Annotated in this window: 16 protein-coding genes; 2 read left to right on the plus strand and 14 right to left on the minus strand. The window is 50.0% G+C overall.

Annotated elements, in window-relative coordinates; all coding sequences use genetic code 11:
• Positions 1-7: 7 nt before the first annotated feature.
• From holB to yceD, 12 genes are all read right to left on the minus strand, one after another.
• Positions 8-1,015 carry a DNA polymerase III subunit delta' gene (gene holB, locus VJY99_RS12775; protein ID WP_324118986.1) on the minus strand — a complete coding sequence of 336 codons (1,008 nt, stop codon included), beginning with the start codon at positions 1,013-1,015 and terminating at the stop codon, positions 8-10.
• Positions 1,015-1,653, minus strand: coding sequence for a dTMP kinase (tmk, locus tag VJY99_RS12780; protein WP_324118988.1), 639 nt, complete (start codon positions 1,651-1,653; stop codon positions 1,015-1,017). Before tmk ends, holB begins: the two co-directional genes overlap by 1 nt.
• Positions 1,643-2,665, minus strand: coding sequence for a cell division protein YceG (gene yceG / locus VJY99_RS12785; protein ID WP_324118990.1), 1,023 nt, complete (start codon positions 2,663-2,665; stop codon positions 1,643-1,645). Before yceG ends, tmk begins: the two co-directional genes overlap by 11 nt.
• A gap of 10 nt (positions 2,666-2,675) precedes the next feature.
• The gene (gene pabC, locus VJY99_RS12790) at positions 2,676-3,476 is read right to left on the minus strand and encodes an aminodeoxychorismate lyase (RefSeq protein WP_324118992.1); all 801 of its coding nucleotides are present in this window, start codon (positions 3,474-3,476) and stop codon (positions 2,676-2,678) included.
• A 237-nt stretch (positions 3,477-3,713) separates the two neighbouring features.
• Complete coding sequence (fabF, locus tag VJY99_RS12795) at positions 3,714-4,955, minus strand: beta-ketoacyl-ACP synthase II (protein ID WP_324118994.1); 1,242 nt, start codon at positions 4,953-4,955, stop codon at positions 3,714-3,716.
• A gap of 88 nt (positions 4,956-5,043) precedes the next feature.
• Positions 5,044-5,280: an acyl carrier protein gene (gene acpP, locus VJY99_RS12800; protein WP_034456161.1), complete on the minus strand. Its 237-nt coding sequence runs from the start codon at positions 5,278-5,280 to the stop codon at positions 5,044-5,046.
• Between the two features lie 155 nt (positions 5,281-5,435).
• On the minus strand, positions 5,436-6,170 hold the full coding sequence (gene fabG, locus VJY99_RS12805) for a 3-oxoacyl-ACP reductase FabG (RefSeq protein WP_324119000.1): 735 nt from the start codon (positions 6,168-6,170) through the stop codon (positions 5,436-5,438).
• 13 nt (positions 6,171-6,183) lie between these two features.
• Positions 6,184-7,113 (minus strand): ACP S-malonyltransferase, encoded by a 930-nt coding sequence (gene fabD, locus VJY99_RS12810; protein WP_324119002.1) that lies wholly within the window; start codon positions 7,111-7,113, stop codon positions 6,184-6,186.
• A 16-nt stretch (positions 7,114-7,129) separates the two neighbouring features.
• Positions 7,130-8,083 carry a beta-ketoacyl-ACP synthase III gene (locus tag VJY99_RS12815; protein WP_324119004.1) on the minus strand — a complete coding sequence of 318 codons (954 nt, stop codon included), beginning with the start codon at positions 8,081-8,083 and terminating at the stop codon, positions 7,130-7,132.
• Positions 8,084-8,088: 5 nt separating this feature from the next.
• A complete protein-coding gene (gene plsX, locus VJY99_RS12820; protein WP_324119007.1) occupies positions 8,089-9,123 on the minus strand; it encodes a phosphate acyltransferase PlsX in 1,035 nt (344 codons plus the stop codon).
• Between the two features lie 11 nt (positions 9,124-9,134).
• Positions 9,135-9,305, minus strand: a complete 171-nt coding sequence (rpmF, locus tag VJY99_RS12825) for a 50S ribosomal protein L32 (RefSeq protein ID WP_038473647.1) — start codon at positions 9,303-9,305, stop codon at positions 9,135-9,137.
• A 16-nt stretch (positions 9,306-9,321) separates the two neighbouring features.
• Complete coding sequence (gene yceD, locus VJY99_RS12830; RefSeq protein ID WP_324119010.1) at positions 9,322-9,843, minus strand: 23S rRNA accumulation protein YceD; 522 nt, start codon at positions 9,841-9,843, stop codon at positions 9,322-9,324.
• A gap of 267 nt (positions 9,844-10,110) precedes the next feature.
• Between yceD and VJY99_RS12835 the strand changes: the two genes are divergently transcribed.
• Entirely contained in the window at positions 10,111-10,695 is a 585-nt protein-coding gene (locus tag VJY99_RS12835) for a nucleoside triphosphate pyrophosphatase (RefSeq protein ID WP_324119012.1), read from the plus strand.
• Between the two features lie 46 nt (positions 10,696-10,741).
• Here VJY99_RS12835 and rluC read toward each other — a convergent pair whose 3' ends face one another.
• Positions 10,742-11,698, minus strand: a complete 957-nt coding sequence (gene rluC, locus VJY99_RS12840) for a 23S rRNA pseudouridine(955/2504/2580) synthase RluC (protein WP_324119014.1) — start codon at positions 11,696-11,698, stop codon at positions 10,742-10,744.
• Between the two features lie 571 nt (positions 11,699-12,269).
• Here rluC and rne point away from each other — a divergent pair.
• A complete protein-coding gene (rne, locus tag VJY99_RS12845) occupies positions 12,270-15,542 on the plus strand; it encodes a ribonuclease E (RefSeq protein WP_324119016.1) in 3,273 nt (1,090 codons plus the stop codon).
• A 158-nt stretch (positions 15,543-15,700) separates the two neighbouring features.
• Here rne and flgL read toward each other — a convergent pair.
• A partial coding sequence (gene flgL, locus VJY99_RS12850; protein WP_324119018.1) for a flagellar hook-associated protein FlgL occupies positions 15,701-16,423 on the minus strand: 723 nt, incomplete at its 5' end.

Here is a 16,423-nt window from a genome sequence, read left to right on the forward strand (position 1 = left end):
GATACTCTTAAAGATGGAAGGTAGGAAGGACTGCACCAGGTCGCATTAAGCGCTCCCAGGTGAGCAATTGTTCAGTCAGTAGTAATTCACGGTTCACACCCACAACGCTGAGTAACGTTTCACGGCAGATAAACCAATTATGCACAATCGATTGTAGTATCGCCGGTGTCGCGTTGTTGGCAAGATTTGCGACTAATGCTTGTTGATCATCATTAGTCAGCCAAAGCGTTGCGCCTTGCTGCCATTTTAATGCATCCACCAACAGGGAGCATAACCAGTGGACGCGAACGGCCGCATCATCACTGTTCAGTGCGGGTAGTAACGCCAGCATGTTCTTTGTCGCACAGGCGTCGTTGAGTTTTTCGCACAGTGCCTGGCGGTGTTTCCATTGCTCAGGTTGCAACAACGCCAGAGCACCCGCAGGAGCGCCTGAACTCAAACGCAGTGCCGCGCGCAATTGCTCGCTATTGAGGGACATTTCCCGCGCAAGCCAAGCCTGCGCAAAAGTTTCATCAGGTGGTGTCAAATACCAGTACAGGCAGCGACTGCGCAGCGTGGCGGGTAGACGCGCCGGTTCACGGCACCCCAGGAAGAACCAGGTATTCGATGGTGGTTCTTCGAGGGTTTTCAGCAAAGCATTTGCTGCCGCTTCAGTTAGCAATCCCGCATCTTCCAGCCAAACCACTTTTGCCCCGCCCTGTTGGGCGTGGCTGTAAAGTTTTTCGGTTATTTCGCGAATAGCATCGATGCCAAGACTGGATTTCCCCTTTTCCGGAGCAACCACGTAACTGTCCGGATGGGTTCCAGCCTGCATCAACTGGCAACTGCGGCATTGGCCGCAGCTTTTGGTACCTTGTGGTTGCTGACACATCAACCAACGAGTGAGGGCGTAGATTAATGCGTCATCGCCCATGCCGGATAACGAATGAAGCAGCAGAGCATGGTGCCCGCGCCCAGCCTGATATTGGCTGAGGATTTGCTCAAAGGGCGCGCGTAACCATGGATACCATTTCATTACACCAACCCCTTAGCCCACTCAAGCACGGCATTCCGCACATCTTGCGAAACCTCATCCAGCGTTTGTGTCGCGTCAATGGTACGGATGCGGCTGTCACTTGCAGCGAGTTCCAGATAACGGGCGCGAGTGCGATTAAAGAAGTCGATGGACTCCTGTTCGATTCTGTCGAGTTCACCACGGGCACGTGCACGTGTGAGGCCGATTTCCGGTGTAACATCAAGATAAATGGTCAGATCAGGATAAAAATCACCCAGCACAGTATTACGCAGTGCCATCAGCAATTGCTGGTCAATACAACGACCACCGCCCTGATAGGCTTGCGTCGAGAGGTCATGGCGGTCACCAATAACCCAGGCTCCGCGTGACAGTGCTGGCTTGATAACCGTTTCAACAAGCTGTACTCGAGCTGCGTAGAACATCAGCACTTCAGCTTTATCCGTTACGATTTCATCACCGATGCCTTTGTTGTTCAGCGTCAACTCACGCAATCTTTCCGCAAGAGGTGTGCCACCTGGTTCACGAGTGAAGACCAGATCGGTCACCCCCAGCTCTTTTAAGGTCGCCACGACCACGTTATGTGCGTTAGTTTTCCCTGCTCCTTCGAGCCCTTCGATGACGATAAATTTACTGACCATTCTTGTCCTTCAGTGCTTTGAGATACACCTGCACAGCCTGATTGTGGCCAGCAAGGTTGGTATTAAATGTATGGCCGCCCTTTCCATCTGCGACAAAATAGAGATACGGCGTTTTTGCCGGGTGAGCAGCAGCTTGCAACGAGGCGTCACCAGGAATAGCAATTGGGCCAGGGGGCATGCCGCTAATCACATAGGTATTATAGGGTGTTGGTGTTTCCAGATCTTTGCGCGACAGCTTACCATTATAGCCCTCACCCATTCCGTAAATTACGGTCGGGTCGGTTTGTAAACGCATACCGATGCGTAAACGATTAATGAACACAGACGAAACCCGGTCACGCTCTTGCGCCACGGCGGTTTCTTTCTCGATTATCGAGGCCATAGTGACTAAATCGTTTGGTGTTTTGTAAGGTAGACCGTCTTTTTTGCCATCCCACGCGGCCTGAACGGCTTTGACCATACGGTCATGGGCACGTTTTAACAGCGCAGTATCTGTGGTATTAGCGGTGTACAGCCAGGTGTCAGGGAAGAACCAGCCTTCAACCCATTCAGGATTCTCAAGCTTTAGAGCTTCGGCAACGATGGCATAGCTATCATCTTTGAGCGTGTGCTGGATAAACGGCGCTTCGCGCAGTTGTTTTAGCCAGTCACTCAAACGAGTCCCTTCGACAAATCGAATCGGAAATTGAGCTTCTTTACCACTGGCTAACAGTTTGAGCATTTCCCGAACCGTCATTTGCGGGGTAAAGCGGTAAGTTCCTGCTTTAAAATGAGCCAGTTCAGGTTCGACTTTTAGCAGCCACTGGAATACTCGTGGACGATTGAGCAGTTTTTCTTCATACAACTGTTTACCCAACGCCAGGCGACCCGTCCCAGGCTTGAGCGTAAATATGGTTTCTTGCTTGATAGTCAGATGGCTGTTGGCGAGTTGACGGACTTTGTATAAGCCAACGCCTGCCGCCACGCCAAGTACCACTAACAACAGCAGAAAGAAACGTAGCATCTTTTTCATTGGTAATCGGTTACTCACAAAGTGGTGCTAAAAATTGGTAAAGCTCGTGAGATGTAAATCGCCAGGATTCAACCTGGTTCACAGGAATAATGGGCATCAATGCATTGCAAATGAGCACTTCATCAGCCTCAGCCAGGCTGTCCAATCTTTCCCGCACCTCAGTCACCTGCCACGATGAATCAGCCAGACAGGCGATAATATGCTGACGCATGGTGCCATTTACACCAGATTTATCTATATACGGCGTAAAAACCTGCGATCCTTTACGCCAGAATAAATTAGCGGCACAGCATTCCGTAAGCCACCCATCGCTGTCAAGAACCAGCGCTTCCTGCGCGGGAGTCTGGTCAAGATGCATACGAATCAGCACTTGTTCTAGTCGATTCAGGTGTTTAATTCCAGCAAGGTGCGGATTTATACCCATCCGAACAGGACTAAGCGCCAGGGTGATACCCTGTTCGCGCCACTGGGGATAAAAAGCAGGATAAGCAGAAATCGAAAGTAAGCGGGTAGGCTGCACACAATTTGCGATGCTATAACCGCGCCCTCCACTACCACGAGTTATCATCACTTTCAGTACGGCTTGCTGCTCTGCCGCCGCCATTTGCTGCATTTCGTTTGCCAGCAAAGACCAATCGACAAAAGGAATCAGGAGTTTATCGCAGGCTTGCTGTAAACGACCGAGGTGTTGTTCTAAAAAACGAATACTACCATTACACACCCGCGCTGTGGTGAAGCAGCCATCACCAAACTGCACGGCGCGATCGTTCGCCGGTAGATTTTCCGCTAACTCACCATTGATTAAATACATAACAATTCCTCAATGTTCTGTGAGTCTACCCTTCATACTTCACGTTGCTACTTTGTTGGCAGCGCTCACTCACACGAATCACTTAGTGTACTAAGCTCATCGGGACTCGTTCACTTGCCGCCGCGATGCAACTCGAATTATTTAGGGTTTAGAATGCCAGTGCGAAGGGTTTGCAGCAAGAGGGGGAAATTTCAGATGTATAAAGGGCCCGCAAGCGAGCCCTTTATAAGTAACGACTTAGACCTTTTTAAAGATCAATGAGCCGTTTGTACCACCAAATCCGAATGAGTTACACAACGTGTATTCCATGCCTTTCACCTGGCGCGCAACATGAGGAACAAAGTCCAGATCACAGCCTTCGTCAGGATTATCAAGGTTGATTGTTGGTGGAATCGCCTGATCGCGCAATGCGAGGACGGAGTAGATAGACTCTACAGCCCCAGCAGCACCTAACAGGTGACCGGTCATAGATTTGGTTGAACTCACCAGAACACGGTAAGCATCTTCACCAAAAATAGTCTTAACCGCTTGTGTTTCGGCTTTATCACCCGCTGGTGTTGAGGTGCCATGCGCATTGACATAACCCACCATACCTGGAGTAATACCTGCATCACGCAAAGCATTTTCCATCGCCAGTGCAGCACCTGCCCCGGTTTCCGGTGGAGAAGTCATGTGATATGCATCGCTGCTCATACCGAAACCAACGACTTCTGCATAGATTTTCGCACCACGTTTTTTAGCATGTTCGTACTCTTCGAGTACCATCATGCCCGCACCATCACCCAGCACAAAACCATCACGGTCTTTGTCCCACGGACGGCTTGCCGCTTGTGGGTTTTCATTGCGGGTAGAAAGCGCACGCGCAGCACCAAAGCCACCCACGCCCAGCGGAGTACTGGCTTTCTCTGCACCACCTGCCAGCATAGCGTCTGCATCACCGTAAGCGATAATACGCGCTGCCTGACCAATATTATGCACACCAGAAGTACACGCTGTAGCAATGGAAATGCTTGGACCACGAAGGCCGAACATAATGGTCAGGTGACCTGCCACCATATTCACAATTGTGGACGGTACAAAGAATGGGCTGATCTTACGTGGACCACCGTTGACCAACGAGGAGTGGTTCTCTTCGATAAGACCCAGACCACCGATACCAGAGCCAATTGCAGCACCGATACGGATTGCATTCTCTTCTGTTACTTCCAGACCCGAATCCAGCATGGCCTGGTGGCCAGCAACAATTCCATATTGAATGAAGGCATCCATTTTGCGCTGTTCTTTGCGCGAAATGATGTCGTCACAGTTAAAATCCTTTACTAAGCCAGCAAATTTCGTTGCGTAGGCGGTAGTATCGAAATGGTCGATTAGGCTGATGCCACTCTGACCGGCAAGGAGAGCTTTCCAGCTAGACTCTACGGTATTGCCGACAGGAGACAACATGCCCAGTCCGGTCACAACTACACGACGCTTAGACACGTTTGTCCTCCAGGGAGGGAAAAAAATAAAACTTGTGGGACAATTAGATAAAACTCAGGCGGTCGAATGACCGCCTGGAGATGTTCACTTACGCCTGGTGACCGTTGATGTAATCAATGGCAGCCTGAACAGTGGTGATTTTCTCAGCTTCTTCGTCCGGAATCTCAGTATCAAACTCTTCTTCCAGAGCCATTACCAGCTCAACGGTGTCAAGAGAATCAGCGCCCAGGTCCTCTACGAAGGAAGCGGAGTTGATAACTTCTTCCTGCTTAACGCCCAATTGTTCGCCGATAATTTTCTTAACGCGTTCTTCGATAGTGCTCATACTCTTAAATTTCCTATCAAAACTCGCTTTCGCGATGGTTTTCGTAGTGTATAAAATGTTGAAAAAGATGCAACTAAATCCCGGCAGGTCATACCACGATTTTACGCTATTTTGCGGGCATTCGCCCAAATAACGCAAATAGTTTTATATCGTGGTTAAACCATATACATTCCGCCATTGACGTGCAGGGTCTCACCAGAGATGTAACCCGCCTCGTCAGAGGCTAAAAATGCAACAGCACTGGCGATTTCTTTTGCGTCGCCTAAACGACCCGCTGGAACTTCCGCCAGTATACCCGCACGCTGTTCATCAGAAAGCGCACGCGTCATGTCCGTTTCAATAAAGCCCGGAGCAACAACGTTTACAGTAATACCACGTGACGCAACTTCGCGTGCCAGTGATTTACTGAAACCAATCAGACCCGCTTTCGCCGCAGCGTAGTTTGCCTGACCAGCATTTCCCATGGTACCAACCACGGAACCAATAGTGATAATACGACCATGACGCTTTTTCATCATAGCGCGCATTACCGCTTTTGACAGACGGAAAACTGATGACAGATTGGTTTCGATGATATCGTTCCATTCGTCATCTTTCATACGCATTAACAGATTATCACGAGTGATACCGGCATTATTGACCAGAATATCAACTTCGCCAAATTCTGCGCGAATATTTCCTAAAACAGCGTCGATAGAAGCTGGGTCGGTCACATTCAGCATATAGCCTTTGCCGTTATCGCCCAGATAATCACTGATCGCCTGCGCACCGCTTTCGCTGGTCGCAGTACCGATAACTTTCGCACCACGGGCCACTAGGGTTTCCGCGATTGCGCGGCCAATACCGCGGCTTGCACCGGTTACCAGCGCAATTTTTCCTTCAAAACTCATGGTTTTCCTCGTTTTATTGCTCGAGCGCCGCTGAAAGTGCTACCGGCTCGTTAATCGCCGATGCAGTCAGTGTGTCAACAATACGCTTTGTCAGGCCAGTCAATACTTTACCAGGCCCTACTTCCAGCAACTGGGTCACACCCTGTGCTGCCATAAATTCAACTGATTTGGTCCATTGTACCGGGCTGTATAGCTGACGTACCAGAGCGCTACGAATGGCTTCTGGCGAGGTCTCACATTTCACATCCACATTGTTCACAACAGGAACAGAAGGCACATTGAACGTGATATTTTCCAGCGCTTCGGCAAGTTTATCTGCCGCGGGTTTCATCAATGCACAGTGTGAAGGCACGCTTACTGGCAATGGCAGAGCACGTTTTGCACCGGCGGCTTTACAAGCAGCACCTGCACGCTCAACGGCATCTTTGTTACCCGCGATAACGACCTGGCCTGGTGAATTATAGTTCACCGGAGACACCACTTCGCCAAGAGCTGCTTCTTCACAGGCTTTGGCAATCGATGCATCATCAAGACCGATGATGGCATACATTGCACCCGTGCCAGCAGGAACCGCTTCCTGCATCAATTTGCCGCGTAATTCAACCAGACGCACGGCGTCAGCGAAATCAATCACGTCTGCGCAAACCAGAGCAGAATATTCACCCAGACTATGACCCGCCAACATCACAGGGGTTTTGCCGCCTTGCTGCTGCCAAACGCGCCATAATGCCACAGAAGCTGTCAGCAAAGCAGGCTGTGTCTGCCAGGTTTTGTTCAGTTCTTCAGCAGGCCCTTGTTGGGTCAATGCCCACAGATCATAGCCCAGTGCATCAGAAGCTTCGCGGAAAGTTGCTTCAACAACAGGATTCGCTGCTGCGATTTCAGCCAACATCCCTACAGCTTGCGAGCCTTGCCCAGGAAAAACAAAAGCAAATTGAGTCATGGTTAAATCCTAATAATCAAAAACGAACCAGTGCGGAACCCCAGGTAAAGCCGCCGCCGAAGGCTTCCAGCAATACCAATTGGCCACGTTGAATTCGACCATCACGAACAGCTTCGTCCAGCGCTGCCGGTACAGAGGCCGCAGAGGTGTTACCGTGCCTATCAAGAGTAACAACCACATTATCCAATGACATACCGAGTTTCTTGGCAGTGGCACTAATAATGCGCAAGTTAGCCTGATGCGGTACCAACCAATCAAGATCTGAACGATCCAGATTATTCGCCTCAAGGGTTTCATCAACAATGTGTGCAAGCTCCGTCACTGCCACTTTGAACACTTCGTTACCGGCCATGGTCAGGTAAGAAGGATTCTCAGGATTCAGACGGTCCTGGTTTGGCAGCGTCAGCAATTCGCCGTAACTACCATCAGCGTGAAGATGCGTTGAAATAATGCCTGGTTCTTCGCTTTTACCGAGAAGCACAGCACCTGCACCATCACCAAAAATTACAATTGTGCCGCGATCAGCTGGATCTAATGTGCGGGCCAGCACATCGGCTCCGATAACCAGTGCATAATCCACTGCGCCATTTTTCACATATTGATCGGCAATGCTTAAAGCGTAGGTAAAACCTGCGCAAGCTGCTGCAACATCAAATGCCGGGCAACCTTTAATCCCCAACATACCCTGCACCTGGCAGGCAGCACTTGGGAAAGCATGAGTCGACGAAGTGGTGGCAACGATAATCAGCCCAATTTCAGACTTATCAACACCCGCCATTTCAAGGGCGCGCTTAGCCGCAGCAAAAGCCATCGTTGCAACGGTTTCATCCGGAGCCGCAATTCGACGCTCACGAATACCTGTACGGGTGACAATCCACTCGTCAGAAGTATCCACCATTTTTTCCAGGTCGGCGTTGGTACGCACGTGTTCGGGCAGATAGCTACCCGTACCAATAATCTTCGTATACATGTACGTCAGTCACTCTTGGGTAATACAGATTTCAGGCGGGCAGCAATCCGCATAGGGACTTGCCGCGCCACCGCCTGCACTGCCTGTTCAATAGCGACAACAAACGCTCGCTGATTGGCTGCCCCGTGACTCTTAATCACTGTGCCGCGCAATCCTAACAGACAGGCGCCATTATACTGGTCGGGGTTGAGGTGACTGAATCGCCTTGTCAGGCTTTTTTGTAACCAATGCTTTAATATAATTAGCCACCACGACCTTTTTTTCCCTTCACCTTGAGATTTCAAAAGCGAAAAGAACATTCTGGCAACCCCTTCCATTGTCTTGAGGGTGACGTTACCGACAAAGCCGTCACACACGAGTACATCGGTTTTTCCCGTCAACAATTCATTCGCTTCAAGATAGCCAATATAGTTGATAGAAGGCATTGTTTTTAATAACGCTGAAGCATCGCGAATACTATCGGGACCTTTGGTCTCTTCTTCGCCAATGTTCAACAAAGCGACTCGTGGGGAGTTGATGCCGAGAACTTCTTCAGCCATCACAGAACCCATTATCGCGAACTGCACCAACATATTACTGTCACAATCAACGTTCGCGCCAAGATCCAGCACAACCGTTTTGCCCTTTTGTTGGTGCGGCAAAGCCGTCATTAACGCAGGGCGCTCAATCCCTTCAATAGGTTTGAGCAATAATTTAGCCAGCCCCATCAGTGCACCCGTATTTCCTGCACTGACACATGCTTGTGCTCGCCCTTCTTTCACTAGTTCAAGCGCCACTCGCATTGAGGATCCGCGACTATTTCGGATCGCTTGCGAAGGCCTTGCATCACTGGCAATAACCGATTCCGCAGGCACTATCTGCGCACGTGAACGTTTTTCAAAATCAGCTTTGGCAAGTAATGGCGTGATGGCGTCGGGATCGCCGACTAGTAGAAGGTTTAGCTGAGAGTTAGAGTCCAGTGCCTGCAAAGCTGCAGGCACTGTCACGGAAGGACCGAAGTCCCCACCCATGGCATCTAACGCAAGGGTTAGACGTGTCAAGGAATCGCCAATTACTTAACGATAACCTTGCGGCCGCGGTAGAAACCGTCGGCTGTGATGTGGTGACGCAGATGAGTTTCGCCAGAAACTTTGTCCACGGACAGGGTAGCTGTGGTCAGCGCGTCATGGGAACGACGCATGCCACGTTTGGAACGGGTTGGTTTATTCTGTTGTACGGCCATGGACCTTACTCCTCAATTACTTACGCTTTAAACTGGCTAATACGGCAAATGGGTTTGGTTTCTCCGCCTCGGAAGGCAGTTTGCCAAATACCATGTCCGCCTCGGACACTTCACAGTGTTCAGAATCATGCACCGGAACGACTGGCAAGGAGAGGATAATTTCATCTTCAACCAACGCCAGAAGATCGATTTCACCAAATTCGTTAACCTGAACTGGCTCATATCCTTCCGGGAGTGCTTCAGCCTGCTCGTCTTTGACGATCGGGCTAAAACAATACTGTGTGTAGACCTGATGGGCAAATGGCTTTCCGCAACGCTGACATGCAAGTGTTAGCGATACCTTCGCATCACCGGTAAGAACCGCGAGGCGTTGGTTATCGATGGCAAATGACATATCGCATTCCACATCACTGTCTACACTGACTACAAATTCGGCGACGCGCTCAACCTGAATAGGGGTGTAAACACCCTGGTAATCAAGGCGTTTTTGAGCCGTACGAACCGGATCGAGAGTCAGGGGTAATTTTACTTTTTGCATAGGGCGCGCATATTAACTTTGTAACGTCATAGAGTCAAAGAAAAAGGCCTGTAAACAGTGCCTTTTCTACCCGAATAAATTTCTGATTCCAGGAAAGCTGAAATTTGTAACCCTCAGGGAACATAGAACACTATGTGACTGGGGAGAAAAAATGCAGCCAACGCACCTGCAATCTGAAGGATAAAGGGTAAGCCATTTATTCGCACACATTGCGGTTGCACAGTTTAAAATGCCTTTACCCGAATCGCTATCATTAATGAAAAAAATATGACGCAAATTGTTCTGGCTTCAACTTCACCCTACCGTCGAGAACTTCTTGAAAAGCTCGGCATGCCCTTTATCACCGCGGCTCCACAGGTTGATGAAACGCCAATTCCTGGGGAAAATGCCCGCCACCTGGTGACCCGCCTTGCACAGGCCAAAGCGCAGGCGTTGAGCACTGAATATCCAAATCATTTAATTATTGGTTCAGACCAGGTCTGCGTGCTAGATGGAAAAATCGTCGGAAAGCCACATTCCGAAGAAAAAGCGGTGGAACAATTGCTGATTGCCCGCAACAGCACTGTTACTTTTTATACTGGACTGGCACTTTTTAATTCGACTACCGGGAATATACAGGTGATTTGCGAGCCTTTTGATGTCCATTTTCGTCATCTGAGTGAGCAAGAAATCCGCAATTATGTGCGTAAAGAGCAGCCTTTACACTGTGCCGGAAGTTTTAAAAGTGAGGGTTTGGGGATCACGTTATTTAACAGGCTTTCAGGGAAAGACCCAAACACCCTGATTGGACTGCCGTTAATTAGCCTGTGCGATATGCTCAACAACGAGGGATGTCATCCGCTGCTGATGTGACTGACGTAGGGTGGAAGCACGCAGAAGTGCCATCCACCCTCAATCGTTAGCGAGCGTTGTTGCGTAACACCACAAGGCAGCGCTTCAATTGTTCATCCAGTGGTGCTTCAACACGCATAATTTCACCGGTATTGGGATGGGTGAAACGTAATGCCGCAGCATGCAAGAACAAGCGATTCAGGCCAGTGCCCGCGAGTTGCTTATCAAATTCGCGGTCACCGTAGCGATCATCGAACGCAATCGGGTGGCCAGCATGCAGTGTGTGCACACGAATCTGGTGGGTACGACCGGTTATTGGGCTGCAACGCACTAATGTGGCAAAAGCGTAACGCTCTTCCACTTTGAAGCGCGTTTCAGAGGGTTTGCCTTCGCTATTAACGCGAACAATACGCTCACCGCTTTGCAAAATATTCTTCAGCAAAGGCGCCTGCACAGCTTTAACATGCGACTGCCATTGGCCGCGAACCAGCGCCAAATAATCTTTTTGCATTCCCTTTTCACGCAGCTGTTCATGCAAAGAACGCAGAGCAGAGCGCTTTTTGGCCACCAGCAAGATGCCAGATGTATCACGATCCAGACGATGCACCAATTCCAGGAAGCGGGCTTCCGGACGCAGAGCACGCAGGCCTTCAATCACACCAAAACTCAAGCCACTACCACCGTGAACCGCTGTACCTGAAGGCTTATTCAGCACCAGGATATGGTCATCTTCATAAAGAATCGCATCGGTCAGTGCTGCCACTTTTTGCAGATGTGGGGAAACCGCCACTTCTTCGCGTTCCGCAACGCGAACCGGTGGAATACGTATTTCATCACCATCCTGAATTTTGTATTCAGGCTTAATGCGTTTTTTATTCACACGCACTTCGCCTTTACGCAAAATGCGATAAATCATACTTTTTGGCACACCCTTTAAGCGGGAGAGCAAGAAGTTGTCGATGCGCTGCCCAGCCTCATCAGAGGAAATGGCAACGATTTGTACAGAAGGAGTTGGAGTTTTCATGGTCGGCGATTCTAAATAGCGTGCGCGCATAGCGCCACTCATTTTTATGTGCTTAACTGAGAAACTGCCTGGTTTAGAACCGTCTAACTTCCCTTTTTCTGCTTTCTGCGACACACAGCGAAAAATTGAGTTAAAAAACTGTAAGAAACGAGGCATCAAAGGCAAAAGTCATCTTGCTATAATAAGGTTAGCAATGGAATAATGTTGCGGTTTTCCGTGTTGATACTTGTTAGAACAAGGAATTTTGCGGAATTACCAGTTTTGCCTGAACGTCCATCCACGCAGCAATGGCGTAAGACGTATTGTACTTTCAGGCAGTTAGCGGGCTGCGGGTTGCAGCCTGACCGGTAAAATGGAATCAACTCTTAAGAAACACTCTAAGGTTATTCCCACGATAATTGCGCTGTATTTCCGTATGAAATACAGGCTACCGACACTTTGCGCCTCTCAGCAAGCGACAACCGTGAGGTTGGCGACTGTGCGATCAGTCACGAGGCCATCGGTTCACTCCCGGTCAGCGTCACCATGCCCGTAGCTTTGTCACTAATGTAAGAATAATGAGTAAGTTACGATGAAAAGAATGTTAATAAACGCGACTCAGCAAGAAGAGTTGCGTGTCGCCCTTGTGGATGGGCAGCGTCTGTACGACCTGGATATTGAAAGTCCAGGACACGAACAGAAAAAAGCCAACATCTATAAAGGCAAAATCACCCGTATTGAACCAAGTCTGGAAGCGGCATTTGTAGATTACGGCGCGGAACGTCATGGTTTCCTCCCTCTGAAAGAAATCGCTCGCGAATATTTCCCGTCTAATTATTCAGCACACGGCCGTCCGAACATTAAAGATGTTCTGCGTGAAGGCCAGGAAGTGATAGTCCAGATTGATAAAGAAGAACGTGGTAATAAAGGTGCTGCCTTGACCACCTTTATTAGCCTGGCGGGTAGTTATTTAGTACTGATGCCGAACAACCCACGTGCCGGTGGTATTTCCCGCCGTATCGAAGGTGACGACCGTACTGAATTGAAAGAAGCCCTTTCCTCTCTGGAACTGCCAGATGGCATGGGTCTGATTGTACGTACTGCCGGCGTGGGTAAATCCGCTGAAGCACTGCAATGGGATTTAAGCTTCCGTTTGAAGCACTGGGAAGCCATTCAAAAAGCGGCAGAAAATCGCCCGGCGCCATTCCTCATCCATCAAGAAAGTAACGTTATTGTGCGTGCTTTCCGTGATTACCTGCGTCAGGACATCGGTGAGATTCTTATCGATAATCCTAAAGTGCTCGAACTGGCTCGCCAGCATATCGGTGCTCTGGGTCGTCCTGATTTCAGCAGCAAAATTAAGCTCTACACCGGTGAAATCCCGCTGTTCAGCCATTACCAAATTGAGTCGCAGATTGAATCCGCTTTCCAGCGTGAAGTCCGTCTGCCATCCGGTGGTTCGATTGTTATCGACTCTACCGAAGCGTTGACCGCTATCGACATCAACTCCGCGCGCGCAACTCGCGGTGGCGATATCGAAGAGACCGCGTTTAATACCAACCTCGAAGCCGCTGATGAAATCGCGCGCCAACTGCGTTTGCGTGACCTCGGTGGTCTGATTGTTATCGACTTCATCGACATGACCCCTGTGCGCCACCAGCGTGCCGTTGAAAACCGTCTGCGTGAAGCCGTGCGTCAAGACCGTGCTCGTATCCAGATAAGCCACATCTCACGCTTTGGCTTGTTGGAAATGTCTCGTCAGCGTCTCTCCCCTTCTTTGGGCGAGTCCAGCCACCATGTTTGTCCGCGTTGTAGCGGTACAGGTACGGTGCGTGACAACGAATCCATGGCACTCTCCATTCTGCGTCTGATTGAAGAAGAAGCGCTGAAAGAGAACACGCAGGAAGTTCATGCGATTGTTCCGGTGCCAATTGCGTCTTACCTGCTGAACGAAAAACGTGATGCAGTTAGCGCGATTGAAACCCGTCAGGGCGGCGTGAAAGCCATCATCGTTCCTAACGATCAGATGGAAACTCCGCACTATTCCGTACTGCGTGTGCGCAAAGGCGAAGAAACCAAGACTCTGAGCTACATGTTGCCTAAGCTGCATGAAGAAGAGATGGCAATGCCATCGGAAGAAGAGTACGTCGAGCGTAAACGTCCAGAGCAACCTGCATTAGCAACTTTCGTGATGCCTGACGTGCCGCCTGCACCGCCAGAATCAGCGCCTGTAGCAGCACCTGCTCCAGAGGCTAAACCTGCGGTCGCGAAAGAAGCAACTGTTGCACAACCTGGTCTGCTGAGTCGTTTGTTCGGTGCGTTGAAAAACCTGTTTGCCGGCGAAAGCACCACTGAAAGCAGCAAAGAAACTGAGGCAGTGAAATCTGCTGAGGCTGAAAGCCAGCGTCAGGGGCAAGATCGTCGTAACAACCGTCGTCAAAATAACCGCCGTGACCGTAACGACCGTGGTGATCGCAACAACCGTGACCGTGATAACCGCAGCGAAAATCGTGATAACCGTGAACCACGTGATAACCGTGAGCCACGTGAAAACCGCGATCGCGACGATAACCGCCGTAATCGCCGTCAGGGCCAACAACCAAACACTGAAGTGCGTGAAATTCGCCAGAACGTTGCTGAGGAAGTTGAAAAACCAAAAGCACGTGATGAGCAGCAACCGCGCCGTGAGCGCAATCGTCGCCGTAGCGATGATAAGCGTCAGGCACAGCAAGAAGTTAAAGTTCTGCAAAATGATGACACTGTAGTAGAGGTCGAAGCTGAGCAGGAAGAACGCGCCCAGGTAGTCATGCCGCGTCGTAAGCAACGTCAACTGAACCAGAAAATTCGTTTCGAATCCGCACCAGATTCGAGCGTTGAAACTGTGGCAACTCCGGACGTAGCTGAAGTTATTTCGGCACCTGCTGCACGTACCGACCTGGCAACTATCCCGCTGCCTGCTGTTATCGAGAAACCTTTTGTTGAGCACGAAGACAACAACGATTCACGTAACGATTCTAACGGTATGCCACGTCGCTCTCGCCGTTCTCCACGTCACTTACGTGTGAGTGGCCAACGTCGCCGTCGCTATCGTGATGAGCGTTACCCAGCGCAATCACCAATGCCGATGACTGTTGCATGTGCTTCTCCTGAACTGGCCTCGGGTAAAGCCTGGATTAGTTATCCTGTTGCCCGTGCTCAGGGAGAATCACAGTACGACAATGCAGAACACGCTCCAGTCTTTGTTGCCCACGAGCAAGAGCCTGTGGAAGTCATTATTGTGCCGCCAGTCGTTCAAGAAGTGGCAGTAGTGGTGCAACCTGTCGTTGAAACTGTAAATGTTGAAACTGCACACGTTGAAACAACGCACCCAGAAGTGATCGCGACTCCGGTGAACGAGCAGCCTCATCTGATTGCTGCGGTTGACGAAGTTGTTGCTGAACAAGTCATCGACGAAGTTAAACCTGCACAAGATGACGTTGCTGTTGCAACTCAACAACAGGAAGCTCCTGTTATTGTTGCAGAAACTGTCCCTACCGCTGCGGTTGAAGAAGTTAAGCCGGTAGAAGTCGTTGCACAGGATGCGGTTGTTGAAGAAGCCAAAGTTGAAGAAGCCTCAGTTGAGACAACTGTTGTGGAAGAGATAGCGGTTGCAGCAGTGCCAGAAGTTGCGGTTGTGGCTCACGTCACTAAACATGCCACTGCTCCTATGACAAAAGCTCCAGCACCGGAATATGCTCCGGAAGCCACACGCCAGAGCGATTGGGTTCGCCCAACGTATGAGTTCAGTGGCCGCGGTTCCGCCGGTGGAAGCAGTGCAACTCACCAGGCAACAGCGCCAGCTACGCGCCCGCAAAGCGCTGAATAATCAATAAGCGTTGCGAAAAAGCCGACCTGGCAACAGGTCGGCTTTTTTATTGCTTGTGACCCGTCCTGAATTCAGCGTAAAAAAATGCCCACTTCGGGGTGCTGAAGTGGGCACATAAAGCGTGCCCAGTTTCATGGCACGCCAAAAAGGTAAAACTATTATTTGTTCAGCTGGAACAAAGACATCCCTTGCATATCGCTGAATGCTTTGTAAGACGCCTGCAGTGCAGCCTGCTGCATCACATAGGAAGAGATCGCTGAAGTCATATCGACATCCACCAAATCACTCATTTGCTGCGACTGGCCCAATGCACGGTCGGTACCTAACTCATCAAGCTTTTCCAGCTCATTAAGCTGTGTGCCTAACTCTGCACGCACGGTTAGCACGTTATTGAGTGAGTTTTTCAACCCGCGGTTAGTTTTATCAATAGCAGCGGTTAAATTAGCTTTTCCTGCATCATCCAGCCCTTCAGCGGGTGTTCTCAGGGTTGCAATCGCGGAATCGAGCATATTAAACAGGTTTGTTTCAGAGGTGCCAGGTTTGGGTTCAGGGACTGCATTACTGGTCAGAGAATCAAATACCTGAGTACCGGTATGCCCTATCGTCATCATTCGAGCCGCATCCACCGTTTGAGTGATTGCCTGAGAGCCGCCCGTATAAGTGATGCTGTTTGCCCCACCACTAAACGGTGCAGACTCCGTTTTATATCCAGCAAAAATAAAGCGCCCATTGCCGTCAGTACTGTTGGCCAGGTTTAATATTTGATTGCGGATACCTTCCAGATCGGTGGCCAGTGATGTCCGGTCATCATCGCTTAACGTATCGTTTCCGGCGTAAACGATTTTCTCCTGAGCTGACTGAAGCGCCAGGGTCACCTGCCC

This window comes from Buttiauxella sp., from assembly GCF_035271705.1.
Taxonomy (GTDB): Bacteria; Pseudomonadota; Gammaproteobacteria; order Enterobacterales; family Enterobacteriaceae; genus Buttiauxella.